The following is a 26,251-nucleotide window of genomic DNA, read 5'->3' as shown; positions in this document are numbered from 1 at the left end:
CGCCGCGCTACCTCAAGACATTGCGCACAAACCGCAGCGGCGACTCGCCGTCGTTGCGGTACACGTACGGCTGGGCGCTGCTGTAGATGACGAAATCGTTGGCCGCCACCTGCTGGGCCACGCCCGACAATTCCAGCTGCAGCGCGCCTTCCATGACGTAGACCATTTCGTGCCAGCCGGGCGGATCGGGCTCGGCCACATAGGTCTCGCCGGGCGCCAGCACCCATAGCCACAACTGCGCTTCGCAACTGGCCGGCGCCGCGCCCAGCAGCACCGCCTGGCTGCCCGCCCGCTTGCCGCGCCAGGCGCGGGCCTCGATGCGGCGGCGTTCTCGCGCCGGATCGCTGACCAGGTCCACGAACCCCACTCCCAACGCATGCGCCAGCTTGTCCAGGCTGGACAGGCTGATGTTGGCCGTACCGGCTTCCAACCCCGCGATCATGCGGCGGCTGATGCCGGACGCATCGGCCAGCGCGGTCTGGCTCAGGCCCGCCGCCTTGCGCAACCGCTTCAGGTTGGCCCCGACGTGGGTGAGGACATCGCTGTCGGAATTCGTAATGTGCAGTATATTGCTCAAATTAGTGACGCCTGAAGTCTGCCGTGAAGCCCAAATCGATGTTCGCCCTGTCGCGCCAGGAAATCGCCCTGGTGCTGGTCACCATGCTGTGGGGAAGCACCTTCCTCATTATCCATATCGCCATGCAGCATAGCGGACCGCTGTTCTTCGTGGGGCTGCGCTTCACCATTGCCGGCGCGATGTCGATGCTGCTGTTTCGCAAGCACATGGCGGGCCTGACGCGGCACGAGGCCGGCGCGGGCATCGCGATCGGCTGCGCGCTGTTCCTGGGCTATTACCTGCAGACGGTCGGACTGCGCACCATCAGCAGCAGCCAGTCGGCGTTCATCACGGCACTGTACGTGCCAATCGTGCCGCTGTTGCAATGGGCGGTGCAGAAGCGCCCGCCCGGCCTGATGAGCTGGGTCGGCGTGACGCTGGCCTTCGCCGGCCTGGTGCTGCTGGCCGGGCCCCAGGCCGGGTCGCTGCATTTCAGCCCCGGCGAAATCGCCACCCTGGCCGGCGCCGCGGCCATTGCCGCCGAGATCATCCTGATCGGCCATTTCGCCCAATCGGTGGACAGCCGCCGCGTCACCGCCGTGCAGTTGCTGACGGCGGGGCTGGTGTCGTTTGCGCTGATGCCGGTGCTGGGCGAAGGCGTGCCCGCGTTCTCGTGGCTGTGGGCCGGCGCGGCCATCGGCCTGGGCCTGGCCAGCGCAGTGATCCAGCTGACGATGAACTGGGCGCAGAAGTCGGTATCACCCACCCGCGCCACCGTGATCTATGCGGGCGAGCCGGTGTGGGGCGGCATCGTCGGCCGGCTGGCGGGCGACCGCCTGCCCGCGCTGGCGCTGGCGGGCGCCGCGCTGATCGTGGCCGGGGTGCTGGCCAGTGAAGTGAAGTTCAAGCGCAAGCCGAAACGCAAGCTGCGCGAAGCGTGACGGAGGCGGCGACGAGCTTGGCGCCGGAGTCTGGTGCCGGCGTCTGGTGCCGGAGTCTTGGCGCCGGGGCCGTCGCCCCTGTCCGATCAGCCCGCCTGTTCCAGGAACGCCTGCAACGCCGGCACGGTATTCAACACATGCTGGCGCATCGCCGCTTCGCACTGGTCGGGATCGCGCGTTTTCAGCGCGTCGATCAGTTCCTGGTGCGACTCGCGCACCCGCAGCACGCGGCCCGGCTGGGCGGCCCACAGGCGCATATAGGGTTCGACCACCGAATGCAGTTCTGATATCTGGCGCAGCAGGCGCGGCTGCTGGCAGAAGCTGCACAGGTATTCGTGGAAATCGCGATGCGCGGTGGTCCAGTCCAGGTAGTCGCCCGACCCTTGTTCCAGCTGGTCCAGCATGCTGGCCAGGCGGCGCACGTGTTCGGCGCTCATGTTCAGCACGGCGTTGCGCATGGCCAGGCCTTCGAGCACCGAACGCATTTCGAAGACTTCCCGCATTTCCTGCTGGTTCAGGCCGCGCACCACGGCGCCGCGATTGGCGCGGATGTCCACCAGGCCTTCTGATGCCAGCCGGCGCAACGCGCCGCGCACCGGCATGCGGCTGGTGCCGATTTCGCTGGCGATGACGTCCGGGACGAGCCGGTGCCCGGGCGGGTAATTGCCCAGCCGGATTTCACGCTGCAGGTGCAGGTACGCCTCTTCTTCGGCGCTGACGGCTGTCTTCTGGAATTGCAGCATCTTCGTCCCCGGGGTTTCGCAAAGCCGCCATGATAGATAAACGCAAAAATAACACAAATTGGATCCAATGATCCATGGATGCAAATCCCTATGGCCGCATCCGGCCGGGTCGCGTCAAATCCAGTCCTGGCGCGCCGGCCGTGCGCGCCCGCCGCAACCGCAACGGGCGACAGACCCGTCCGGCGCAACCGTCTGGCCAGATAGCCTGACTACCTGACGATCAAGGGGAATCCATGCAATTTCGTCTCATCCGGGCCTTGGGCTGCGCCGCCGCCCTGGCCTTCACCGCCCAGGCGGGCGCCCAAAGCGCCCCCGCCGCCACCGACTGGCCGCAGCATCCGGTGCGCATCGTGGTGCCGTTCCAGGCCGGGTCGGCCACCGACCTGATTTCGCGCCAGCTGGGCGCGGCGCTGTCCACCGAACTGGGCCAGCCTTTCGTGGTGGAAGCGCGCCCCGGCGCCGCCGCCGCGATCGGCAGCGCCTCGGTGGCGCGTTCGGCCCCCGACGGCTACACGCTGCTGATGGGCGGCCCGGCCGCCATCGTCACCAACCGCTTCCTGCAGAAACGCCTGGCCTACGACCCGGACGCCTTCGCGCTGGTGTCGATGGTGGCCTACACGCCCAACATCCTGCTGGCCAATCCGCAGCAGCCGTTCAAGACGCTGCCCGAAATGGTGGCCTACGCCCGCGCCAACCCCGGCAAGCTGACCTATGCCTCGTTCGGCACGGGCACCACGTCGCACATGGCCGGCGAAATGCTCAAGTCGGTGGCCGGCATCGACATCCTGCACGTACCGTACAAGGGCGCAGGCGAAGCCATTCCGGCGCTGCTGAGCGGCCAGGTGTCGATGTACTTCGACACCATCATGACCGGCCTGCCGCAGGTCAAGAGCGGCGCGCTGCTGGCGCTGGGCATGTCGAATTCGCAGCGCTCGGCGCTGGCGCCGGACATTCCCACCATCGCCGAGCAAGGCTACGCCGGCTACGACATCGCCCCCTGGTACGGCCTGGTGGCGCCCGAAGGCACCCCGGCCCCGGTGCTGGACAAGCTGAACCGCGCCGTCAACAAGGTGCTTGCAGACCCCGTGCTGCGCGGTAAGCTGGCCGAAGCCGGCGCCGAGCCCCGGGGCGGCAGCCGCGAGGAATTCGCCGCCTTCATCAAGGCCGAAATCCCGCGCACCAAGCAACTGATCGACCAGGCCGGCATCACGCCGCAGTAAACCTTCTTAGAAAACCTTGCCCATGTCTTCCCCCTTCGATTGGTCTTTCCCCTACGCTTCCCGAAAAATGCCGGTGCTGGCCGCCAACGCGGTCGCCACCAGCCAGCCGCTGGCGGCGCAAGCCGGGCTGCGCATGCTGCTGGCGGGCGGCAATGCCGTGGACAGCGCCATCGCCACCGCCATCGCGCTGACCGTCGTCGAACCCGTGATGAACGGCATCGGCGGCGACATGTTCGCGCTGGTCTGGCACGAAGGGCGGTTGCATGGCTTGAATTCCAGCGGCTGCGCGCCGGCCGCCTGGACGCCCGAGTACTTCGCCGGACGCGAGGCCATGCCGGCCACGGGCTGGGGCACGGTCACCGTGCCGGGCCAGGTGGCGGGCTGGAAGGCCCTGTCGGACCGCTTCGGCAAGCTGCCGTTCGCCACGCTGTTCGAACCGGCCATCGCCTACGCCGAGAACGGCTTTCCCGTCAGCCCCACCATTGCCCGCCAATGGGCCAACCAGATGCCCAAGCTGGCCAATGAGCCGGGCTTTGCCGAGGCCTTCCTGCCGCAAGGCCGGGCGCCGTTGCCTGGCGAATGGTGGCGCTTTCCTGACCAGGCCCGCACCTTGCGCGAGATCGCCGAAAGCGGCGGCGACAGCTTCTACCGCGGCGCGCTGGCCGCCAGGATCGCCGACTTCGCGGCCCGCTCGGGCGGCGCGCTGACGGCCGACGACCTGGCCGAACATCGCCCGGAATGGGTCGAGCCGATCTCGCAGTCGTTCCGCGACTACACGCTGCACGAAATCCCGCCCAGCGGCCAGGGCATCTCGGCGCTGATGGCGCTGGGCATGCTGGAACAGTTCGACCTGGAATCGATGGGCCGCGACAGCGCCGACTACTACCACGTCAGCATCGAGGCCATGAAGCTGGCGTTCGCCGACCTGCACCATCACGTCGCCGACCCGCGCCACATGCGCACCGATGCGCGCGCCCTGCTCGACCCGGCCTACCTGGCCGAGCGCGCCCGCCTGATCTCGATGGACCGCGCCGCCGTGCCGGTGGCCGGCACGCCCGCCACCGGCGGCACGGTCTACCTGACCGCCGCCGATGCCAGCGGCACCATGGTGTCGTTCATCCAGTCCAACTACCACGGCTTCGGGTCGGGTGTGGTGGTGCCGGGCACCGGCATCAGCCTGCACAACCGTGGCCTGAACTTCGTGCTGACGCCCGGCCACGCCAACCAGGTCGCGCCGCGCAAGAAGCCGATGCACACCATCATCCCCGCCTTCGTCACGCGCGGCGGCGAACCGGTGATGTCGTTCGGCGTCATGGGCGGATCGATGCAGGCGCAGGGCCACCTGCAGATGGTGACGCGCCTGGCGGCCTTCGGCCAGAACCCGCAGGCCATGAGCGATGCGCCGCGCTTCCGGGTCGAGAAAGGCCCGGTAGTCAATGTCGAGGCGCACCTGCCAGACGACGTGGTGCAAACCTTGCGCCAACGCGGCCACAACGTCGCGGTGGCGCCGGCCGACAGCCTGGAATTCGGCTCAGCCCAGCTGATCTGCCGGCTGCCGCAGGGCGGCTACCTGGCAGCGTCGGACTCGCGCCGCGACGGACAGGCGGTCGGGTTCTAAAACGGAAGGCAGCGATACCGGCCACGAAGCGGGCTTTATCGGTCATATGGGCGACTCGGCGCGCGGCGATACTGGCGCGCTGATCCCCACACAGGCGCTGCCTGCCGGTTCCATGACTTTGCTTTCGTCCGCCTGCGGCATCACACGGCAGGCCGTCCGCGCTTGCCGACACCTGGCGCTGGCCGCCGCACTCGCCGCCACCTTGCCGGCCTGGGCCGCCCTGCCCATGGCCGTGGACGGCCAGCCGCTGCCGTCACTGGCGCCGATGCTGGAACGCGTCACCCCCGCCGTCGTCAACATTTCCGCCCAGGGCGACAGCCGCCAGGCGGCCGGCCTCGGCCAGGCTGCCGGGGCCGGCCGCCAGAGCATCGGCTCGGGCGTCATTGTGGATGCCACCCAGGGCAACATCCTGACCAATCACCACGTGGTGCGCGGCGCCACGTCCATTCGCGTCTCGTTGCAGGACGGCCGCAGCTTCACCGCCACGGTGGTCGGCAGCGACCCTGACACCGACCTGGCCGTGCTGCGCATTCCGCCCGACAAGCTGCAGGCGCTGACCCTGTCGGATTCCAGCGACCTGCGGGTGGGCGACTTCGTGGTCGCCATCGGCGACCCCTACGGCCTGGGCCAGTCGGCCTCGTCGGGCATCGTGTCGGCGCTGGAACGCTCCAGCCTGCGCGCGGCCGGCTACCAGAACTTCATCCAGACCGACGCATCCATCAACCCCGGCAACTCGGGCGGCGCGCTGGTCAACCTGAACGGTGAACTGGTCGGCATCAACACCATGATCTACACGCCGTCCGGCGGCAACGTCGGCATCGGCTTCGCCATTCCGTCCAACCTCGCCGGCGAAGTCATGCGCCAGTTGCTGCAACATGGCCAGGTGCAGCGTGGCGGGCTGGGGCTGGATACGGTGGATGTCACGCCGCGCAACGCCCGCCAACTGGGCCTGGCGCCGGGCACGACGGGCGTGGCGGTGGCGCGCGTGGCGGACGGCTCGCCCGCGCAGCAGGCCGGCGTGCAGGCGCGCGACCAGATCCTGGCGGTGGATGGCAAGTCCATCGGCACCAGCGCCCAGTTGCGCAATGCCGAAGGACTGCTGCCGGTGGGCAAGCAGGTGCGGCTGACGCTGCTGCGCGCCGGCCAGCGCACCGAAGCCGTGCTGCGCATCGAGCCGGAAAAGAACGAACGGCTGCACGGCGGCTCGCTGGATGCACGGCTGAACGGCGTGGAATTCACCGAGATCGGCCGCGAGCAGCGCTTGAAGGGCAACGACGGCGTGGCCGTCAGCGCCACCTACCCCGACCGCGGCCCGGTCGCCGCGCGGATGCAGCGCGGCGACGTCATCATCGGTGTCAACCAGCGCCCGGTCAGCCGGCTGGCCGACCTGCGCGGGCTGCTGGCGGGCGCGGCACCGGGGCAGCCCCTGCTGCTGACGCTGGTGCGCGGCCAGGCCATGTATACCTTGCAGATCAACTAGCGCCGACCGTCGTACGGCGGCAACGGGCCGCCTGGCTGCCGGTCGGCAGGCTCACGCTTGAACGCCCGGGCGGGCGATAATCCGGGCTTCCCCGTCCTGCCGTTGCCGTTCCGATGCCCTTTTCCGACGCCACCCTTGCCCTCTGGGCCATTTCCGCCCTGGCGATCGTCGGCATCCTGCTGCGCCCCGGCAACCTGCCCGAGTACGTCTGGGCGGGCGGCGCGGCCCTGCTGGTCACGGCGACCGGCCTGATTCCCTGGCAGGCGGCGCTGGGCGCGGTCGGCAAGGGGCTGGACGTCTACCTGTTCCTGATCGGCATGATGGTGCTGGCCGAACTGGCCCGCCAGCAGGGGCTGTTCGACTGGCTGGCCATGGTGGCCGCGCGCCACGCCCGCGGCTCGGCGCGGCGGCTGTTCGACCTGGTGTTCCTGGTGGGCATCCTGGTCACCGTGTTCCTGTCCAACGACGCCACCGCCGTGGTGCTGACCCCCGCCGTATACGCCGCGGCCAAGGCGGCCGGCGCACGCCCACTGCCCTACCTGTTCATCTGCGCCTTCATTGCCAACGCCGCCAGCTTCGTGCTGCCGATTTCCAACCCCGCCAACCTGGTGGTGTACGGCAGCCAGATGCCGCCGCTGCTCGACTGGCTGCGGCAGTTCACCCTGCCGTCGGTGGCTGCCATCGCCCTGACCTACCTGGTGCTGCGCTTTACCCAGCGCGAGGCGTTGCGCCAGCCGCTGCGGGCCGACATCGCCGCGCAGCCGCTGGGCGCCGGGGCTCGCCTGACGGGCCTGGGCATCCTCTTGACCGCCGTGGTGCTGATGCTGGCGTCCGCCTTCAATGCCGATCTGGGCCTGCCCACCTTCATCGCCGGCCTGGCCACCGCGGCGGGCATCCACCTGCGCCAGCGCATCAGCCCGATGCCGGTGCTGCGCCACGTGGCCTGGGGCGTGCTACCGATGGTGGCGGGCCTGTTCGTGCTGGTCGAAGGCTTGGCCGAAAGCGGCGCGATCGACGCGCTATCGCGCGCGCTGGTGCAACTGGCCAGCCAGTCCGCCGGGCAGTCGCTGTGGGGCGCCGGCATCGTGTCCGCACTGGCCAGCAACCTGATCAACAACCTGCCCGCGGGCCTGATCGCCGGCTCGGTCGGCCAGATCGCCCACCTGCCCGCGCAGACCACCGGCGCGCTGCTGATCGGCGTGGACCTGGGGCCCAACCTGTCCATCACCGGCTCGCTGGCCACGCTGCTGTGGCTGATCGCCGTGCGGCGCGAAGGCCAGCACGTCAGCGGCCTCGCCTTCCTGAAGCTGGGCGCGCTGGTGATGCCACCCGCGCTGCTGGGCGCCTTGCTGGCCCTGGCGCTGGCGGGCGGCTAGCGGCATCGCGCCGGGCTGACCCGGATAGCCAAGGCAGCGGTTGCCTTGGCGCCCCCCCGCCGCCCAGCCGCCGCCATGGCGCCGCTTACGGTTGCGCCAGCAAACGCTGGATCTCGGCCTCGGTCTCGGCATAGCGCCCCTCGCCGAAATGGCGATAGACGACGTTGCCCTGCTTGTCGACCAGGTAGAACGCCGGCCAGTACTGGTTGCGGTAGGCGTCCCAGGTCTTGTACTGGTTATCCTGCGCCACCGGGTATTCGATGCCGAAGCGCTTGATGGCGTCCGCCACGTTCTTGGTGCTGCGCTCGAACGGAAATTCCGGCGTGTGCACGCCCACCACCACCAGGCCCTGGTCCTTGTACTTCTGGTGCCACTGCTTCACGTACGGCAGGGTGTTGATGCAGTTGATGCAGGTGTACGTCCAGAAGTCGACCAGCACCACCTTGCCGCGCAGGCCCGCCTGCGTCAGCGGTTCGCTGTTCAGCCAGGTCTGGATGCCGGTGAATTCCGGCGCGGGGGCCGACGCCGGGGCTGCGGCCTGGGCGGCCGAGCCGATCAGCAGGCCGGCCAGCGCCAGCTTGACGGAAACGAGGGCCCGGCGGGCGGGCAGGCGTATGGACATCATGGTGACTCTCCTTGCAGGGTCGTGAGCACCCCGGGGAACGCGAGGACTCGGTGGGGGAAGCGAAGACCCGGTCGGGTCAGGAAAACAGACGGCTGATCCAGGCATAGGCCAGCACGTCATACTGGAAATAGATGGCGGCGGCCGAGGCCACCAGCAGCACGCCGAAGGCACGCTGCAAGCGCACGGCATGGCGGGCGATGGCGCGCACGCGCCCGGCGGCAAAGCTGCCGCCGTAGGCGATCGCCAGCATGGGAATGCCCGCGCCCAGCCCATAGGCCAGCAGCAACAGGCTGGACTGCCCCAGGTCTTCGGCACGCGCCGCCAGCACCAGGATCGACGCCAGCACCGGACCGGCGCAGGGCGTCCACACGGCGCCCAGCGACATGCCCAGCAAGAAGCCACCGGCATTGCCGTCACCGCCCTTGCCGCCCAGGCCGATCACGCCCTGCAACGGCCCCGCCAGCCGCGCCGCCAACCAGTCATAGGGTTGCGGCCAGATGCGCGCCAGGCCGAACAGCGCCAGCAGCGCCACCGACACCGAACGCACCGCTTCCTGGGCCGATTCGACGGCATGGGTCAGCAGGCTGAGCGCAATGCCCAGCCCCGAAAACGCCAGCACGAAACCCAGCACGATGCACAGGGGCCGCCACCGGCCCGACCGTTCGACGGCGCTGCCCAGCAGAATGGGCAACAGCGGCAGCACGCAGGGCGAGGCCACTGTCAGCATGCCGGCGCCCAGCGCAAGAGGGGTGTTGATCAGGGTCATGATGCCGCGGTCCGTTCGATGTCGATGACCGCATTGGACGCGCCCCGCGTATCCGTCCTGTGCCGGCAAGCGGGCTTTTTTCACCGGTTTTGTATCGCCCCCCGGCCTGCATACACTACGACACACTTCGCCCCGCGGGCGGCGCTATAACGTGCCGGACACCACTGCTGGAGCCGCCCCATGACCGCCGCCCCCCTCCCCCTGGATTCCACGAAAAAGCCGCCCGCCGGCAAGCGCCTGCGCCGCCTGTTCGCCGTGCTGGCATTGCTGGCCGGCGGCCTGGGCGCCGAAGCCGTGCAGCCCGGCCCCTGCCAGCTGATCCACAACAGCCAGGCCCGCCGCCGCGAGCAACCCGATGAGTAGAATGAGCCCACTGTCGAAAGGCCGTCAGACGGCCCTTCCGTTTCATCCGCACGGGTAAGCCATGGACCCCATAGACCACATCCTGATCGTCGACGACGACCGCGAGATCCGCGAACTGGCCGGCAATTTCCTCAAGAAGAACGGCCTGAACGTCACCCTGGCCGCCGACGGCCGCCAGATGCGCTCGCTGCTCGAAAGCCTGACCGTCGACCTGATCGTGCTGGACATCATGATGCCCGGCGACGACGGCCTGGTGCTGTGCCGCGAGCTGCGCGCCGGCAAACACCGCCGCACCCCCATCCTGCTGCTGACCTCGCGCGACGAAGACATGGACCGCGTGCTTGGCCTGGAAATGGGCGCCGACGACTACCTGGTCAAGCCCTTCGTGGCGCGCGAACTGCTGGCGCGCATCAAGGCCATCCTGCGCCGCACCCGCATGCTGCCGCCCAATTTCCAGGTCACCGAACCCGGCCGCGAAGTCCGCTTCGGCACCTGGACGCTGGACACCACCGCGCGCCACCTGCTCGACGCCGAAGGCACCATCGTGTCGCTCAGCGGCGCCGAATACCGGCTGCTGCGCGTGTTCCTGGACCACCCGCAGCGCGTGCTCAACCGCGACCAGCTGCTGAACCTGACGCAAGGGCGCGACGCCGACTTCTTCGGCCGCTCGATCGACCTGCTGGTCAGCCGGCTGCGCCAGCGCCTGCGCGAAGACGCGCGCGAACCCCTGTACATCAAGACCGTGCGCAGCGAAGGCTATGTGTTCGCCGCGCAGGTCGATGTGTCCGAGGCGCCGTAGATGGCCTGGGTCCCGGCGCTGCGCCGCTGGCCTCGCACCCTGGCCAGCCGGCTGTTCCTGATTTTCCTGGTGGGCCTGGTGCTGGCCCACGCGCTGTCGTTCTCGCTGCTGTTCTACGAACGCTACCAGTCCGCCAAGAGCGTCATGCTGGACAACCTGGAGCGCGACGTGGTGGTGGCGCTGGCCATCCTGAACCGCCTGCCCGCCGCCGAGCGCGCCGACTGGCTGCCGCGCCTGGCCGGCAGCAACCGCCAGTACCTGCTGGGTCCCGGCGATTTCGACCGACCCTTGCAGACGCCGGCCGCCGAAGGCGTGCGCGATTCGATCCAAACGGCGCTGAACGGCGCCTACCCGCTGACGTTCGGCACCGTGGGCGACGATCCCAAGCACATCCAGGTACGCGCCCTGCTGGCCGACGGGCAGCCGGTCACGCTGGACATCCACATGGCCATCATGCCGCTGGCGGTATGGCTGCCGGTGGTGCTGGCGGCGCAACTGGCGCTGCTGATCCTGTGCGCGTGGCTGGCCGTGCGCCTGGCGATACGCCCGCTGACCCACCTGGCCGGCGCGGCCGACGCCATGAGCCCCGACCGCCAGAGCCCGCGCCTGGCCGAAGACGGGCCGGCCGAAGTGGCACAGGCGTCCGCCGCGTTCAACGCCATGCAGGACCGCATCGCCGCCCACCTGGCCGAACGCATGCAGATCCTGGGCGCCATCTCGCACGACCTGCAAACGCCGATCACCCGCATGAAGCTGCGGTCCGAGTTCATGGACGATTCGATCGACCGCGACAAGCTCACGCACGATCTGCAGGAAGTCGAACAGCTGGTGCGCGACGGCCTGGCCTATGCCCGCAGCGCAGGCGCCGCCACCGAACCGGCCGTGCGCATCGACCTGGATGCCTTCCTGGACAGCCTGGTGTGCGACTACGCCGACATCGGCAAGCCGGTCACGCTGCAAGGCCACTGCCCCGCGCCCTGGCAGACGCGGCCGCGCGCCTTGCGCCGGGTGCTGGGCAACCTGATCGACAACGCCCTGAAATTCGGCGGCGCGGCCGAGGTGGTCATGGGTCCGGCCGAAGGCGGCGGCGTGTCGATCCGCGTGCTGGACCGCGGCCCCGGCATTCCCGATGATCAATTGCAGGCGGTGCTGCAGCCGTTTTACCGGCTGGAAGGCTCGCGCAATCGCGACAGCGGCGGCACCGGCCTGGGCCTGGCCATCGCGCAGCAGCTGGTGGCCATCCTGGATGGCGAACTGCGCTTGAGGAACCGCGAGGGCGGCGGGCTGGAAGCGGAAATACGGCTCAAACCGTCGGCTTGAGCCTTCGATCAGGCGATCGAGAATTCCACGTCGATATTGCCGCGGATGGCGCCCGAATACGGGCAGGTCTGATGCGCCGTTTCCACCAGCTGGCGCTGCTGCTCCGCAGGCAGGCCCGGCAGCGAGATGTGCAGGTTGACGCCCAGCGCGTAGGTCGCGCCGCCATCGGTCTTGCCCAGCGACACTTCGGCATCCACCGCCACCTCGCGCGGCACGGGGATGCCCAGCTTGGCGCCGGCCAATTGCATCGCGCCGATGAAGCAGGCCGAATAGCCGATGCCGAACAATTGCTCGGGGTTGGTGCCGGGGCGGCCCGAGCCCGGCGGGCTGAGCGGCAGCGTCAGCGCGCCGTCGTCGGTGCGGCCGGCGCCATCGCGCCCGCCGGTGGTGTGGGTGCGGGCGGTGTACAGAACGGTTTCCAGCGGTTTGGCCATGAGGGGCTCCTTGTGGGACATGCGGGGGGAAAGGCACGGCGTCGTGCCAACTGAGAGCCTGCATTCCAACAAGCCGCTGTATCCTGCATGTGTCCGCACCCCGCGGAGTTTGCGTCGTACTGTATCGGCGTTTCCCCTATTGCCGTCCCACCGACCCCACGCATGAAACGAGCGATCATCATCGGCGCCACCTCCGGCATCGGCCGCGCCCTGGCCAAACAACTGGCCAACGAAGGCTACGCCCTGGGCCTCACGGGCCGCCGCGGCGAACTGCTGGACAGCCTGCGCGCGGAACTGCCGGGCACGACTGTGCACACCCAGGTGCTGGACGTGGCCCGCGACGCCGACGCCATGGCCGCGCTGCGCGACCTGATCACCCGCATGGAAGGCCTGGACCTGTGCATCATCAGCGCGGGCGTGGGCTTTCTGAACACGGACCTGGACTGGGACAAAGAATCAGACACCATCGGCATCAACGTGCACGGCTTCGCGGCCATGGCCAACGTCGCGCTGCGGCATTTCATCCTGCATCGCAAGGGGCACCTGGTGGGCATTTCGTCGGTGGCGGCGCTGCGCGGCAGCGGTGCCGCGCCGGCCTACAACGCCTCCAAGGCGTTCGTGTCGAACTACCTGGATGGGCTGCGGCAGAAGGTCAGGCACTTGAAGCTGCCGATCGCGGTGACCGATGTGCGCCCCGGGTTCGTGGCTACCGCCATGGCGCAAGGCAGCGGCCTGTTCTGGGTGGCGTCACCTGAAAAGGCCGCCAAACAGATCGCCCACGCCATCCGGCTGCGCAAGCGGCGCGTCTATGTCACGCGGCGCTGGGCGTTGATTGCCGCGCTGCTCAGGCTGATGCCGTAAGCGGCCCGTCGCCCGGTTCGGGCGGCACCACCGAGAACGCGCCGGGCCCGGCGCGCTGCGTCATGGCAGCAAGAATGCGCGCGGCCAATTCCGGCACCAGCGCATGCGGCGGCTGCCCGGCCAGTGTGGCCATGCCCACGTAGTAATCGATGCGCGGGCGAAACGGCCGGCGCTCGATGCCCATGTCCAGGCACAGGCCGGCAAACAGGCCGTTCACGATCGACACCCCCACGCCCTGCGCGGCCAGCCGGCAGGCCATTTCCACCGAGTGCACCTCGGCCTTGATCTGCGGCATCATGCGCCCGGCGCGAAAGGCCTGGTCGATCTGCTGGCGCAGCGAACGCTGGCGGCCCAGCAGCACCAGGTCGACGCCGATCAGGTCGGCCGAGGTGACTTCGTCCAGCGCCTGCAACGCGTGGCCCGGCGGCATCACGCAGACGGCTTCGGTGGCCAGCCGCAAGATCATCGACAGGCCCGAATTGACGGGCGGCGAACGCACCAGCGCCAGGTCGGCCTCGCGGCCCAGCACCGCGACCTCGCTGGCTTCATAGGTGCCCACCAGCACTTCCAGCGCCACGTCGGGATGATCGGCCAGAAACGCGTCGGCCACCGATGGCATGACCGACTGCGCCACCGTGCTGGGCAGCTGCACCCGGATCAGCGTGCGCCGCTGCCCGCCCAGCCGCAGCTGGTTGACATGGCGGTGCAGCGACTCGGCATCCGAGATCATGTTCTGCACATCGGGCAGCAACGAATCGGCTTCGGCAGTGGGATGCAGGCGCCCCTTGCGCCGCACGAACAGCGGCAGCCCCAGGTCGGCTTCGAACTGGCTCAGAAGACGGCTGACGGCGGGCTGGGACGCGCCCAGCCGCTGGGCCGCCTCGATCGTCGAGCCCGTGGTCATGAAGGCCAGAAATGCCTCTAGCTGCTTGAAGTTCATCCTGTCGTGCACGGTCCGCATTGCGGCCGCCCGCAGTGCGCGCGGCCTAGGGTTAACACCAAATTTCTCGTAAATCACATAGCCGCATGCCGGCTTGGCATACGGTTGCCAGCGCGGCGGGATGGATCGAACATTCCGCCCATCAAGGATTCTCGCCATTCATGAATCCGTAATCAATACGCGATATCGCCGATTTTTCCGGCAAGGAGCCCCCGATGCGCGCCGCCCCCTTCCCCGATTCCTGTCGCCACGGCACATCATGACCGCCTTCATCATCCGCCGGTTGTGCCAAAGCGTGGTGATCCTGGCCATCACGTCGCTGATCGTGTTCGCCGGCGTCTACGCCATCGGCGACCCCATTGAAATCCTGGTGCCCGCCGACGCCACGCCCGCCGAAATCGCGCAGGCCGTGCAGTCGCTGGGACTGGACCTGCCGCTGTACCAGCAGTACCTGAAGTTCGTCGCCAACGCGCTGCATGGCGACCTGGGCAACTCGTTCGTCTTCAACCAGCCCGCCATCCAGCTGATCCTGCAACGCCTGCCGGCCACGCTGGAACTGGCCTGCGTGGCGCTGCTGCTGGCGCTGGCCATCGGCCTGCCCCTGGGGCTGGTGGCGGGCCTGAAGCCCGATTCGGCGCTGGACCGCGGCATCATGACCGGATCGATCCTGGGCTTCAGCCTGCCCAACTTCTGGCAGGGCATCATGCTGGTGCTGATCTTCTCGGTCACGCTGGGCTGGCTGCCTTCCACCGGGCGCGGCCCCACCGGCGAATTCCTGGGCATGCGCACCAGCCTGGCCTCCTGGGACGGCATCCGCCACCTGATCCTGCCGGCGCTGAACCTGGCGCTGTTCAAGATCGCGCTGATCGTGCGCCTGACCCGCAGCGGCGTGCGCGAAACCATGCCGCTGGACTACGTGAAATTCGCGCGTGCCAAGGGCCTGCGCGAATCCCGCGTGATCGGCATGCACGTGCTCAAGAACATCCTGATTCCCATCGTCACCGTGGTAGGCATGGAATTCGGTTCGCTGATTGCCTTTGCCACCGTCACCGAAACCATCTTCGCGTGGCCCGGCGTGGGCAAGCTCATCATCGACAGCATCATGAAGCTGGACCGCCCGGTGGTGGTCGCCTACCTGCTGATCGTCGTCACGATGTTCATCGTGCTCAACCTGCTCGTCGACATCCTTTATTCCATCCTGGATCCCCGTGTCCGCGTGGGAGCCTCGCAATGACCGCCTCCGTTTCCAAGACCTGGCTGCCCAGCCGCGACACCACGCTGGGCCAGGCGCTGCACGGCGTGCTGGACAGCCGCCCCGCCACGATCGCCGCGGTCGTGTTCCTGCTGCTGGTGCTGGCCGCGCTGCTGGCGCCATGGATCGCGCCGCAGAACCCCTATGACCTGGCCGCCATCACCATTCTGGACGGCCGCATGCCGCCGGGCAGCCACGGCATCTATGGCGATGTCTACTGGGCCGGCACCGATGCCCAGGGCCGCGACATGCTGTCGGCCATGATGTATGGCCTGCGCACCAGCCTCAGCGTGGGCGTGCTGAGCGGCCTGTTCGCCATGGCCGTGGGCACGGTGCTGGGGCTGGTGGCCGCGTACTTCGGCGGCCGCATCGACGCGCTGATCATGCGGCTGGTGGACCTGATGCTGGGCTTTCCCACCATTCTCGTGGCGCTGATGATGCTGGCCATATTGGGCCAGGGGGTGGACAAGGTGATCCTGGCGCTGGTGGTGGTGCAGTGGGCCTACTTCGCCCGCGCCGTGCGCGCCACCGCCGTGGTCGAGCGGCGCAAGGAATACATGGAGGCCGCCCTGTGCCTGGGCCTGAGCCACCGCCGCGCGCTGTTCAGCCAGCTGCTGCCCAACTGCATTCCGCCCGTCATCGTCATCGCGATGATCCAGACCGCCAACGCCATCGCCGCCGAGGCCACGCTCAGTTTCCTGGGCATCGGCCTGCCGGTCACCGAGCCGTCGCTGGGCCTGCTGATCGCCAACGGCTACCAGCAGATGCTGGCCGGCCTGTACTGGATCAGCGTATTTCCCGGCGTGCTGCTGCTGACGGTGGTCTTCACCATGAACATCGTGGGCGACCGGGTCCGCGAGGCGCTCAACCCGCGCCTGCAGAAATAGGACTCGTCCCATGACAAGCACCCCCACTCTTTCCGTGCGCAACCTGCGCACCTGGTTCCATACCCGCGCCGGCCTGGTGCGGGCGGTGGACGACGTCAGCTTCGACGTGCATCCCGGCGAAATCCTGGGCCTGGTCGGCGAGTCCGGTTCGGGCAAGTCCATCACCGGCTTTTCCATCCTGGGCCTGATCGACCCGCCGGGGCGCATCGACGGCGGCCAGATCCTGTTCAAGGGCACCGACCTGGCGACGCTGTCGCGCGAAGAACTGCGGCAGCTGCGCGGCAACCGCATCGCCATGGTATTCCAGGACCCGATGATGACGCTGAACCCGGTGTTCCGCATCGAGACCCAGATGGTCGAAACGGTGCAGACGCACGAACGCTGCAGCCGCAAGGCGGCCTGGGCCCGCGCCCGCGACACGCTGGCGGCCGTGGGCATCCCGTCGCCCGACGAACGGCTGAAGGCCTATCCGCACCAGTTGTCCGGCGGCATGCGCCAGCGCGTGGCCATTGCGATTGCCATGCTGCACAAGCCCGACCTGATCATCGCCGACGAACCCACCACCGCGCTGGACGTCACCATCCAGGCGCAGATCCTGGCCGAAATGCAGAAGCTGTGCGCCGAAACGGGCACCGCCATGGTCTGGGTCAGCCACGACCTGGCCGTGGTGGCCGGGCTGGCCGACCGCGTCTGCGTGATGTATGCCGGGCGGGTCGTCGAATCCGGCCCCACCGACGACATCCTGGATCGCCCCCGCCACCCGTACACCATCGGCCTGATCGGTTCGGTGCCCAGCAACGAACACACGGGCGACCGCCTGTATCAGATTCCCGGCATGGCGCCGTCGCCGCTGGCCCTGCCCGCCGGCTGCGCCTTCAGCCCGCGCTGCGGCCATGCATCCGAGCGCTGCCGCAGCGAACAGCCGCCCATCGACGCCGCCGGCAGCCGCAGCCACCGCTGCTTTCATCCCCAGACAGGAGCCTTCTCGTGAACCCGCCGATCCTGATGCAGGCCAACCAGGTGTCGCGCCTGTTCGTCAAGCGGCCCGACTACGCCGAACGCCTGGCCGGCCTGCTGGGCGCCAAGGTCGGCACGCAGACCGTGCACGCGGTGGACAGGATCGACCTGACCATCCGCCAGGGCGAAGTCGTGGGGCTGGTGGGCGAATCCGGCTGTGGCAAGTCCACGCTGGGCCGTGTGCTGGCCGGCATTCTGCCCGCCACGTCCGGCACCATCCAGACGCCGGCCGGCGAACTGTCCACGCTGACCGGCCAGGCCGCGCATGCACAGCGCATGGCCACGCAGATGATCTTCCAGGACCCGATGTCCTCGCTCAATCCGCGCAAGCGGGTGCGCGACATCATCGGCGAAGCGCCCTTGGCCAACGGCATCATCGCGCGCCGCGACTACGACGACTACGTGGTGCAGGTGATGCGCCGCGTGGGGCTGGACCCGGACTACCGCAACCGCTTCCCGCACCAGTTCTCGGGCGGCCAGCGCCAGCGCGTGGGCATCGGCCGCGCCCTGGCCGTGAAGCCCCAATTCCTGATCTGCGACGAATCGATCGCGGCGCTGGACGTGTCGATCCAGGCGCAGATCCTGAACCTCTTCATGGACCTGCGCCAGGACCTGGGCCTGACCTATCTGTTCATCAGCCACGACCTGGGCGTGGTGCGGCGCATCAGCGACCGCACCGTCATCATGTACCTGGGCCGCGTGGTGGAATCCGGCCCCACGGCCGAGGTCTTCCGCGCGCCGCGCCATCCGTACACCCAGGCGCTGCTGGACGAAGTGCCGCGCCTGTCGAACCGCAAGCGGCGCTTCCATGCCATTCAGGGCGAGATCCCGTCGCCGCTGCATCCGCCGTCCGGCTGCCACTTCCATCCGCGCTGCCCGCAGGCGATGGCGCGTTGCAAGACCGAAGCGCCCGCGCTGCAAGCCACGGCCGACGGGCATCAGGCGGCCTGCCACTTGTTGGACACCCCGATGCCCACCTCGCCGAACGCGCCCGGGGTTAGCCCGTTGCCTGCCCCGCCGAACACGCCCGCGGACGTCCCCGCCGCACAACGAGGAACCCGCGCGTCATGACTGTCTCTTCATTCTCGATGCACGGCGCGCGGCGAGGCCTGCCCGCGTTGGCGCTGGCCGCAACGCTCACCTTGTCCCTGGCGCTGGCGGCGTTGCTGCCCGCCCCGGCCGCCGCCCGGCCGCTGCTGACCATCGGCCATTCCAGCGAGCCGTCGTCGATGGACCCGCTGTTCTCGCGCACCGGCAACAACCAGGCGGCCGCCGAAAACATCTTCGAACGCCTGATGTCCACCGACGAAAACATGCAGAGCCAGCCCAGCCTGGCGCTGTCCTGGCGCGTCGTGGCCCCCGATACCTGGGAAATCCGCTTGCGCCCTGGCGTGCGCTTTCATGACGGCACGCCGTTCACGGCCGACGACGTGGTGTTCTCGCTGGCCCGGGCGCCCAAGGTGCCCAACAGCCCGGCGCCCTTCAGCGGGGCGGTGCGGTCCATCGCCGACGTGCAGGTGATTGATCCGCTGACGCTGCGCATCCGCACCAAGGAACCCACGCCCGACTTCATGGAACAGATCGGTCAGGTCTACATCGTGTCGCGCCATGCCGCCGAGGGCAAGCGGTCGGAAGACTTCAATTCCGGCGTGGCCGCCATCGGCACCGGCCCCTACAAATTCAAGCGCTGGCAGCCCGGCGACAGCCTGGAGCTTGAACGCAACGACCACTACTGGGGCCGCCGCCCCGATTTCGACCGCGTCGTCATTCGCTACATCGCCAACGACGCCGCGCGCATCTCGGCGCTGCTGTCCGGCTCGGTGGACCTGATCGACAGCGTGCCGCCGACCGACGCGCGCAACATCAAAGGCAAGCCCGGCTACACGCTCTACAGCTCGCCGTCGGCCCGCCTGATCTACCTGGCGCTGGACTCGGCCCGCGACATCAGTCCGTTCATCACCGACGCGCAGGGCAAGCCCCTGAGCGTCAATCCCCTGAAAGACGTACGCGTGCGTCAGGCGATATCCAGGATGTTCATGCGCGGCCCCATCACCGAGCGCCTCTTGAGCGGCGCCGGCGTGCCGGCCGGCCAGATGGTGCCCGAGGGGCTGGGCGGCTACAGCCCCAACCTGCCCGCGCCCGCCTACGACCTGGACGGTGCGCGCGCCCTGCTGGCCCAGGCCGGCTACCCTCACGGCTTCGGCCTGACGCTGCATTCCTCCAACGACCGCTTTGCCGGCGACAGCGACCTGGCCCAGGCGCTGGCGCAGATGATGGCGCGCGCCGGCCTGCGCATCAACGGCGTGGTGACGCAGCCCTACAACGTCTATGCCGGCGCCAGCGGCAAGCAGCAGTACAGCGCCTTCATCTTTTCGTACGGCAACAGCACCGGCGATTCAGCCGGCGGCCTGACCAACGTGATGGCCACCTACGACAAGGCCGCCGGCACGGGCGCCTTCAATCGCGCGCGCTATTCCAACCCCGAACTTGACCGCCTGCTGGCGCAGGCCGCCGTGGAATTCGACCCCGACGCCCGCAACGCGCTGCTGCGCCAGGCCGCCGAAGCGGGATTCAACGACGTCGGCATCGTGCCCCTGTATTTCCCCGTGGCCTTCTGGGCCGCCCGCGACGGCACGGTGCTGCGCGCCAACAAACTCGAACGCACTTCAATGCTCTACATCCAGGAAGCCAAATGACTGCTCCCGACGCTTCTATCCCCGCCCCCGCCGCTGCCCACGTATTGGCAGACCAGCGGGTACGCATGCGCGACGGCATCCACCTTGCCACCGACGTGCACCTGCCCGCGGGTTACCGCCCCGGCGTCGATGCGCCGCTGCCCGTCATCCTGGAACGCACGCCCTACGGCAAGACCGAGGTGTCGCGGTCCGAACAGATCGGCGGCAAGCTGGGCGTGCCGCGCCCGGAAGTGGCCCGACACCTCGTGGCGCATGGCTTTGCCGTGGTGTTCCAGGACTGCCGCGGCCGGTATGGTTCCGAAGGCCACTTCACCAAGTACCTGTCCGAAGGGCCGGACGGCTTCGACACGCTGGCCTGGATCATGCAGCAGCCGTGGTGCAATGGCCGCATCGGCACCATGGGCCTGTCGTATGCCGCGCACACCCAGATGGCGCTGGCCTGCCTGAACCCGCCGGGGCTGGCCTGCATGGTGCTGGATTCGGGCGGCTTTTCCAACGGCTACCAGTGCGGCATCCGCCAGTCTGGCGCCTTCGAACTGAAGCAAGCCACCTGGGCCTACAAGCAGGCCAAGCTCAGCCCGGCGGCCCAACAAGACCCGCTGGTGCTGGCCGCGCTGGAAGCCGAAGACATCCGCCAGTGGTTCACCCGCATGCCGTGGCGCCCCGGCCATTCGCCGCTGGCCAGCGTGCCCGAATACGAAGACTATCTGTTCGAGCAGTGGCGCGCCGACACCTTCGACGATTCCTGGCGCCAGCTGGGCATCTATGCCCAGGGCTACTACGACGCGATTCCCGACATCCCCGTGGCGCTGATGTCCAGCTGGTATGACGCCTATGTGCGCACCACCATGGAAAACTACGAGGGGTTGACCCAGGGCCGGCAATCGCCCGTGCGGCTGATCATGGGGCCCTGGCTGCACGGCGACCGCAATACCGTGCACAGCGGCGATGCCGACTTCGGCCCCCGCGCGACCTTCGACGGCAACCTTGCGTCCGACTGGCTGGCATTCCGGCTGGCGTGGTTCCAGCGTTGGCTGCAGGATGCGCCCGCGGACCAGGCGCAGGCGGGCATGACGCAGCAAGGCGAGGCATCGCAAGACCCGACGTCCTCACCCCCGGCACACGACCCGGTCGCACGCCTTTTCCTCATGGGCGGGGGCAGCGGTACACGCAATGCCGCGGACCGCTTCGACCACGGCGGCGTATGGATCCAGGCCGACGCCTGGCCGCTGCGCGAAGCCCGCCCCACCGCATTCCACCTGCACGCCGATGGCCGCCTGGACACGCAGCCGCCTACCGTCCCGGATGCCCGCATCACGTATCAGTACGACCCGCGCAATCCGGTGCCCACGCTGGGCGGCGCGCTCACGTCCGGCCAGCCGGTGTTCGAAGGCGGCGGCTTCGACCAGCGCGAAGACCCGCGCTTTTTCGGCGTGCGCCAGCCCGGCCTGCCGCTGGCATCGCGCGACGACGTGGTGGTGTTCCAGACCGCGCCGCTGGACGAAGACCTGGCCGTCATCGGTCCGGTCACGGTCACACTGCACATCTCGTCCGACTGCCCCGACACCGACTTCACCGCCAAGCTGGTGGACGTCTATCCGCCCAGTGCCGACTACCCGCAGGGCTATGCCTTGAACCTGACCGACGGCATCTTCCGTTGCCGCTTCCATCAGTCCTGGAATCAGGCCAATGCGTTGACCCCGGGCAAGGTTTACGAAATCATGATCGAACCCTTTGCCACCTGCAATCTGTTCAAACGAGGCCACCGCATCCGGCTGGATATCTCCAGCAGCAACTTCCCGAAATACGACGTCAATCCCAACAGCGGCGAGTCCGCCGCCGATGCCCGCGAAAAGCGAATTGCCCTGAACACCGTGCATGCATCGGCCGCGTATCCGTCCCGCGTCACGCTCTGCGTGGCGTCGCCCCAAGACCTGACACCGTTGCCCGCATCCGCCGCCCCGGGCTAGCCCGGCGCACCGCCTGCGGCCACATCAGCCTCAGCGTCCGCATCGCCTTGACCGGTTAACTGCTGGTCAGGCCACACCCGGTTCCACCCTTAGCCGCCCGCACCGCGCGGGCGGCCGGGGATGCTTTTGTCCAACGCAATACCAATAGAGGGGATAGCACCATGAAAAGAATCATCCGCCACCGCCGCACGCTGGGCGCCGCCCTGGCGCTCAGCTGCGTCAGCCCGGCCCCGGCCGCCGAAACCAGCAGCGTCACGCTGTACGGCCTGATCGACCTGGGCACGACCTACGAGCGGCGCGATGGCGAATCCAGCCTGCGCCAGAAAAGCGGCAACCAATCCGGCTCGCGCTGGGGCCTGCGCGGCGCAGAAGACCTGGGCAACGGCTACAAGGCGGTGTTCCGCCTGGAAAACGGCTTCAATGCCAATAGCGGCGCACAGACGCAGGGGCGCCTGTTCGGCCGTTGGGCCTACGTGGGGCTGGCCGGCGGCTTCGGCGAGGTGCGCCTGGGGCGCCAATGGATCTACGGCTTCGAATGGAGCGGCGTGGGCTCGCCCTTCGGCACGGGTTGGGGGCAATCGTCCAACAACGTCACCCTGGGCTTCAACGACGGCGACTTCGGCGCCGCCGGCCGCGTCAACAACGCCGTGTTCTATGCCACGCCGCGCATGAACGGCTGGCAGGCAGGCCTGGGCTACAGCTTCGAAGCCCACGACAACGACGCCTTCGCCACCGACGCACACGACCGCGTCATGACCGCCGGCCTGCGCTACAACAGCGGCCCGGTGGCCGCCGCACTCACCTACGACCGCCTGAACCCCGACGCGCGCCTGCCCAACAAGAAAACCACCGGCAACTTGCAAGTGGCGGGCTCGTACGACTTCGAATGGATCACGCTGCACGGCACCTACGGCAACCTGCGCAATGCCAACACGGGGCCGTCCGCCGGCTACGACAAGGTCAATTCGTTCATCGTCGGCGTCACCGTGCCCACGGGCAAGGCGTCATCGGTGCTGGCATCGGCGCAGCGCGCCACGGGGTCGGACATCACCGGCTGGGCGCTGGGCTACCAGTACGATCTGTCCAAGCGCACCAATCTGTATGCCTACGTCAACCGCGTCGACATCCGCGAATCGCATACGCTGCAAACGTCGGTAGGCATACGACATCAGTTCTAGGCCAGCATCCAGCGCGGCAGCGCGTGGCACGCGGCGTGCCGCGCGCCGGCCGCCGCTTGCCGCCCGGCCTACAGGAACGTACGCGTTCCCCACCAGCCGGGCAGCAGCAGCGCCGCCGCCCACAAGAAAGCCGAGGCCCAGTTCGCTGCCTGAAACGCCGCCGCCCGCATGCCGCAGATGCCGGCGATCATCGGCACGGTGGCGCGCAGCGGCCCAAAAAAGCGGCACAGCACAATGCTCAGCACGCCCCATTTCTGAATGAACAGCGTACTGCGATGCAGCAGCTCGGGGCGCTTGCGCAGCGGCTTGCTGCGCATCAGGCTGGGGCCGAACCAGACGCCCGCCGCAAACTGCACCCAGTCGCCCAACGCTGCCCCCACCGAGATCGCCAGCCATACCGCCACGAAGTTGGCATCGCCCAGCCCCAGGATGGCGCCGATCGACAGCAGCAGCGCCGTGCCGGGGATCACCAACGCCACCAGCGGCAGAGATTTCAGGAAGGCGAAGGCAAAGCCCATCGGCGCCAGCCAGTTCGCGTGGGTCTTGGCGAAGTCCACCATCGAATCCTGCAAGGCATGGAACGTCTCGAACAGCATCGCGCGTCACCTAGACGATGACATCGCGCAGCCCGCGCGGCCGGCGTCGCACCAGGCCCGCCAGGTGCTCCAGCGCCTGCCCCAGTTCCTGGCGGTCGGGAATGCTGCCCAGCGAAATGCGGATGGCGTTGGGCGCGCCCGGCCCCTGGTGGAACACCTCGGATGACGTCACGCTCAGGCCTTCGTCGCGCGCCACCCGTTCCAGGTCCGACGCCGTCCAGCGGTCGGGCAGCGTCTGCCAAAGATGGATGCCCGCCGCGGCGGACGGAAACGGCCCCGGCAGCAATTGGCGCGCCAGGCGCTGGCGTGCGTGGGCTTCCGCGCGCACGCCGTCCAGGATCTGCTGCGCCATGCCGCTGGCGATCCATTGCGTGGTCAGCACGCCCATCAACGGCGCGGCCATCACCGCGAACGACCGCATGGCGGCCAGCACGTTGCGGCGGCCGTCCAGGTCGGGCGTCAAGACAAAGGCCGTGCGCAACCCGGGCGTCAGCGTCTTGGCCAGCGTGGCGATGTAGAACACCGACGCAGGCGCCAGGCTGGCCAGCGCGGGCGGCGCGTCTTGCAGGAACAGCGAATACGGGTCATCCTCGATGATGCGCACGCCACAGGCCGCGGCCGCCCGCAGCAGGTCGCGGCGACGTGCCACGCTCATGGTGTGCGCCGTGGGATTCTGCAGCGTGGGGTTCAGGTAGACCAGGCGGCCGCCGTCGCGGCAGGCGCGTTCCAGGCCGGCGGGCGTCATGCCGTCTGCGTCGGTGTCGGCCACCAGTATCCGGCGGCCGAACTGCTGGGCCGCCGTCAGCAGGCCGGGGTACACCAGCGGCTCGGCCACGATGCCGTCGCCGGGCCGGCTGTAGGCCAGCATCACCGCGGCCAGCGCGGCCTGCGCGCCCGGGCACACCAGCACCCGGTCCGGGTCCACCCGGCCCACCGACTGCGCCAGCCACTCGGCCCCCGCCTCGCGCTCGGCCGGCCCGCCGCCCGCCTGATGGTAGGTCATCATCACGCCGACGTCGTGGCGTTCCATCGCCTTGGCCAGGCCGCGCCGCAGCAGGTCCTGCAGATCGCACCCCAGCGGCAGCGGCGGCATGTTCATGCCCAGGTCCAGCATCTGCAACAAGGGTTCGTCGGTGGGCCGCGCGATGAAGGTGCCCAGCGGGCCGCGCGGTTCGATCAGGCCGCGCTGGCCGGCTTCGGCGTACGCGCGCGTCACCGTCGTCAGGTCCACGCCCAGGTGCTGCGCCAGGCCGCGCTGCGGGGGCAGGCGGTCGCCGGGCTGCATGCGGTTGTCTGCCACCGCGCCAGCGATGAAATCGGCGATCTGGCGGTAGCGGGGGCCTGCGCCGCGCACGAACTTCAGCGGCCAGGATGCATACATTTCGTCGTTATGCATGGGTCATATTGCGCAAAAATGTCGCAATGTAGGGGTGATATCAATCGACGAGTATGGCAACAAACAGGCATTACGTCCATACATGACAAATCTTGTACGGCTCGGCGCCATCCGGGCGCCGTTCGCTCGATGCCTTACCGCACGCCCGGGTCGGGCTGCACCAGGTGGCGCCAAGGAAAGACATCCTGGCGGAAGTGGCTGACATAGCCGCCGCGCGGCGACTGCACCACCATCATCCCCAGCTTGGGCCGCAGCGCTTGCAGCGCCTGCAACTGCTCCAGGCTCAGGCAGGTATTGCGCAGGGTCAGCGCCCGCAGCCGCTCGCCTGTCTCGCTGCGGAGCAACTGTTCGTAGGCCGAAAACGGCGTGATGCAGCCGGCTTCGCGCGCGTCGGCCCAGGTCGAGTGCAGCTCGGTCGATTCCGTGAAATCCAGCGACCGCAAGGCGGTCAGATTGGTCGATGACGCCAGGTTCTCGATGAAGGCCTGGGTGTCGAACCCGCTTTCGACCACCAGGGTCTGCAAGTACGGCAACGGCACGTCAAAGAAAGACGCATCCGGCGCATTGGGCACGGTCAGCTGGGTCAGGGCGGGCGCCTTGGCGACGAACCGGGCGATCTCGCCCGACTCTTCCATGATGGTGCCGGCCCGCTGAATCAGCACCACATTATGGTCGGCCTGACCGCTGGGGCGGATGGCCAGCGACTTCAGCACGGGAAAGCGCACAGCCGAATCGACGAGCGGCGTGAACTCCCATTCGCGCGTGCCGTTGGCGCCTTCGTCCGGTCCGGTGAACGACAGCGCCACGATCGCATCGGCGACCTCCTGGTCCGCCAGGCAGGCCAGCGTCCAGGCAAAGGGTTCTTCCCACAGTTCACCGAAATACTCCACCTGCAGGCCGCCGAGCAAGGGCGCGATGGACAGATACTGGTACGCCCGGCTCCACAGCGGCAGGTCCGGGGCGCGGATGTCCACGTCATCGTCGGCGCAGGCAAGAAGCGTGAATTCATGAATGCGGCGCTGCAGGTCAAGCAGCTTGCGATAGCCGGGGGTCGACAGAGGATGAACCATGCGGGCGCTCGTTATCAGAAAAAAAAGTCGGATGCGGCCTGCCACGATACCGCAGCCGCATGCCAGGCGTGCGCGCCGCGCACGTCCAACCGGCGCGGATGAAACCGCCAGACGTTGCATAATTGAACGGTTCCGCCACGCACCAAA

Annotated in this window: 25 protein-coding genes; 16 read left to right on the top strand and 9 right to left on the bottom strand. The window is 68.5% G+C overall.

The annotated features are described in order from the left end of the window. Positions 1 to 7: 7 nt before the first annotated feature. Entirely contained in the window at positions 8 to 577 is a 570-nt protein-coding gene (locus HV798_RS12755; protein WP_175192790.1) for a helix-turn-helix domain-containing protein, read from the bottom strand. A gap of 38 nt (positions 578 to 615) precedes the next feature. Between HV798_RS12755 and HV798_RS12750 the strand changes: the two genes are divergently transcribed. Further along, entirely contained in the window at positions 616 to 1,497 is an 882-nt protein-coding gene (locus tag HV798_RS12750) for a DMT family transporter (protein ID WP_175192878.1), read from the top strand. An 86-nt stretch (positions 1,498 to 1,583) separates the two neighbouring features. On the opposite strand, the gene HV798_RS12745 is transcribed toward HV798_RS12750, so the two are convergent. After that, positions 1,584 to 2,240, bottom strand: coding sequence for a GntR family transcriptional regulator (locus tag HV798_RS12745; RefSeq protein ID WP_025137765.1), 657 nt, complete (start codon positions 2,238 to 2,240; stop codon positions 1,584 to 1,586). A gap of 233 nt (positions 2,241 to 2,473) precedes the next feature. On the opposite strand from HV798_RS12745, the gene HV798_RS12740 reads away from it, so the two are divergent. From HV798_RS12740 to HV798_RS12725, 4 genes are all read left to right on the top strand, one after another. Continuing rightward, positions 2,474 to 3,460: a Bug family tripartite tricarboxylate transporter substrate binding protein gene (locus HV798_RS12740; protein ID WP_175192791.1), complete on the top strand. Its 987-nt coding sequence runs from the start codon at positions 2,474 to 2,476 to the stop codon at positions 3,458 to 3,460. Between the two features lie 22 nt (positions 3,461 to 3,482). Continuing rightward, entirely contained in the window at positions 3,483 to 5,078 is a 1,596-nt protein-coding gene (gene ggt, locus HV798_RS12735; protein WP_217481169.1) for a gamma-glutamyltransferase, read from the top strand. A 112-nt stretch (positions 5,079 to 5,190) separates the two neighbouring features. Further along, a complete protein-coding gene (locus HV798_RS12730; protein ID WP_175192792.1) occupies positions 5,191 to 6,558 on the top strand; it encodes a trypsin-like peptidase domain-containing protein in 1,368 nt (455 codons plus the stop codon). A gap of 113 nt (positions 6,559 to 6,671) precedes the next feature. Further along, positions 6,672 to 7,934: an arsenic transporter gene (locus tag HV798_RS12725; RefSeq protein ID WP_175192793.1), complete on the top strand. Its 1,263-nt coding sequence runs from the start codon at positions 6,672 to 6,674 to the stop codon at positions 7,932 to 7,934. Between the two features lie 85 nt (positions 7,935 to 8,019). Here HV798_RS12725 and HV798_RS12720 read toward each other — a convergent pair whose 3' ends face one another. Both HV798_RS12720 and HV798_RS12715 read right to left on the bottom strand, forming a co-directional pair. After that, the gene (locus HV798_RS12720) at positions 8,020 to 8,559 is read right to left on the bottom strand and encodes a thioredoxin family protein (protein ID WP_175192794.1); all 540 of its coding nucleotides are present in this window, start codon (positions 8,557 to 8,559) and stop codon (positions 8,020 to 8,022) included. Positions 8,560 to 8,635: 76 nt separating this feature from the next. Next, on the bottom strand, positions 8,636 to 9,328 hold the full coding sequence (locus HV798_RS12715) for a cytochrome c biogenesis CcdA family protein (RefSeq protein WP_175192880.1): 693 nt from the start codon (positions 9,326 to 9,328) through the stop codon (positions 8,636 to 8,638). 177 nt (positions 9,329 to 9,505) lie between these two features. Here HV798_RS12715 and HV798_RS12710 point away from each other — a divergent pair, with 177 nt between their 5' ends. The 3 genes from HV798_RS12710 to HV798_RS12700 all read left to right on the top strand — a co-directional run bounded on the left by HV798_RS12710 (position 9,506) and on the right by HV798_RS12700 (position 11,807). Continuing rightward, complete coding sequence (locus tag HV798_RS12710; protein WP_175192795.1) at positions 9,506 to 9,688, top strand: hypothetical protein; 183 nt, start codon at positions 9,506 to 9,508, stop codon at positions 9,686 to 9,688. Positions 9,689 to 9,749: 61 nt separating this feature from the next. After that, entirely contained in the window at positions 9,750 to 10,487 is a 738-nt protein-coding gene (locus HV798_RS12705) for a response regulator (protein WP_175192796.1), read from the top strand. Further along, positions 10,488 to 11,807 (top strand): ATP-binding protein, encoded by a 1,320-nt coding sequence (locus HV798_RS12700; RefSeq protein WP_175192797.1) that lies wholly within the window; start codon positions 10,488 to 10,490, stop codon positions 11,805 to 11,807. It begins immediately after the preceding gene. Positions 11,808 to 11,815: 8 nt separating this feature from the next. Here the strand turns inward: HV798_RS12700 and HV798_RS12695 are convergent, their stop codons facing one another. Further along, a complete protein-coding gene (locus tag HV798_RS12695) occupies positions 11,816 to 12,241 on the bottom strand; it encodes an organic hydroperoxide resistance protein (protein ID WP_025137775.1) in 426 nt (141 codons plus the stop codon). A 162-nt stretch (positions 12,242 to 12,403) separates the two neighbouring features. Between HV798_RS12695 and HV798_RS12690 the strand changes: the two genes are divergently transcribed. Beyond that, positions 12,404 to 13,102, top strand: coding sequence for an SDR family NAD(P)-dependent oxidoreductase (locus HV798_RS12690; protein WP_175192798.1), 699 nt, complete (start codon positions 12,404 to 12,406; stop codon positions 13,100 to 13,102). On the opposite strand, the gene HV798_RS12685 is transcribed toward HV798_RS12690, so the two are convergent. After that, positions 13,086 to 14,042, bottom strand: a complete 957-nt coding sequence (locus tag HV798_RS12685; protein ID WP_175192881.1) for a LysR family transcriptional regulator — start codon at positions 14,040 to 14,042, stop codon at positions 13,086 to 13,088. The two genes, HV798_RS12690 and HV798_RS12685, sit on opposite strands and share 17 nt — an antisense overlap. Before the next feature lie 259 nt (positions 14,043 to 14,301). Here HV798_RS12685 and HV798_RS12680 point away from each other — a divergent pair, with 259 nt between their 5' ends. The 7 genes from HV798_RS12680 (at position 14,302) to HV798_RS12650 (ending at position 23,042) form a co-directional block, all read left to right on the top strand. Further along, on the top strand, positions 14,302 to 15,276 hold the full coding sequence (locus HV798_RS12680) for an ABC transporter permease (RefSeq protein ID WP_175192799.1): 975 nt from the start codon (positions 14,302 to 14,304) through the stop codon (positions 15,274 to 15,276). After that, complete coding sequence (locus HV798_RS12675) at positions 15,273 to 16,181, top strand: ABC transporter permease (RefSeq protein WP_025137779.1); 909 nt, start codon at positions 15,273 to 15,275, stop codon at positions 16,179 to 16,181. The genes HV798_RS12680 and HV798_RS12675 overlap by 4 nt, the downstream gene beginning before the upstream one ends. Positions 16,182 to 16,191: 10 nt before the next feature. Then, entirely contained in the window at positions 16,192 to 17,172 is a 981-nt protein-coding gene (locus HV798_RS12670) for an ABC transporter ATP-binding protein (protein ID WP_175192800.1), read from the top strand. After that, positions 17,169 to 18,269 (top strand): ABC transporter ATP-binding protein, encoded by a 1,101-nt coding sequence (locus tag HV798_RS12665; RefSeq protein ID WP_246288746.1) that lies wholly within the window; start codon positions 17,169 to 17,171, stop codon positions 18,267 to 18,269. Before HV798_RS12670 ends, HV798_RS12665 begins: the two co-directional genes overlap by 4 nt. Then, on the top strand, positions 18,266 to 19,894 hold the full coding sequence (locus HV798_RS12660; protein ID WP_425486140.1) for an ABC transporter substrate-binding protein: 1,629 nt from the start codon (positions 18,266 to 18,268) through the stop codon (positions 19,892 to 19,894). Before HV798_RS12665 ends, HV798_RS12660 begins: the two co-directional genes overlap by 4 nt. After that, a complete protein-coding gene (locus tag HV798_RS12655; RefSeq protein ID WP_175192801.1) occupies positions 19,891 to 21,864 on the top strand; it encodes a CocE/NonD family hydrolase in 1,974 nt (657 codons plus the stop codon). The genes HV798_RS12660 and HV798_RS12655 overlap by 4 nt, the downstream gene beginning before the upstream one ends. A 161-nt stretch (positions 21,865 to 22,025) precedes the next feature. Continuing rightward, complete coding sequence (locus HV798_RS12650; protein ID WP_025137784.1) at positions 22,026 to 23,042, top strand: porin; 1,017 nt, start codon at positions 22,026 to 22,028, stop codon at positions 23,040 to 23,042. Between the two features lie 68 nt (positions 23,043 to 23,110). Here the strand turns inward: HV798_RS12650 and HV798_RS12645 are convergent, their stop codons facing one another. The 3 genes from HV798_RS12645 to HV798_RS12635 form a co-directional block, all read right to left on the bottom strand. Continuing rightward, entirely contained in the window at positions 23,111 to 23,638 is a 528-nt protein-coding gene (locus tag HV798_RS12645) for a DedA family protein (RefSeq protein WP_029953847.1), read from the bottom strand. Between the two features lie 10 nt (positions 23,639 to 23,648). Then, positions 23,649 to 25,034 (bottom strand): aminotransferase-like domain-containing protein, encoded by a 1,386-nt coding sequence (locus HV798_RS12640; RefSeq protein WP_175192802.1) that lies wholly within the window; start codon positions 25,032 to 25,034, stop codon positions 23,649 to 23,651. Between the two features lie 134 nt (positions 25,035 to 25,168). Then, positions 25,169 to 26,104 carry a hypothetical protein gene (locus tag HV798_RS12635; protein WP_175192803.1) on the bottom strand — a complete coding sequence of 312 codons (936 nt, stop codon included), beginning with the start codon at positions 26,102 to 26,104 and terminating at the stop codon, positions 25,169 to 25,171. Positions 26,105 to 26,251: the final 147 nt, after the last annotated feature.

Origin of the sequence: Achromobacter deleyi (genome assembly GCF_902859705.1) — a bacterium.
GTDB lineage: Bacteria > Pseudomonadota > Gammaproteobacteria > Burkholderiales > Burkholderiaceae_B > Achromobacter > Achromobacter deleyi.
Note: the sequence above shows the minus strand (reverse complement) of the source record. Positions and strands in the feature narration are given on the sequence as shown.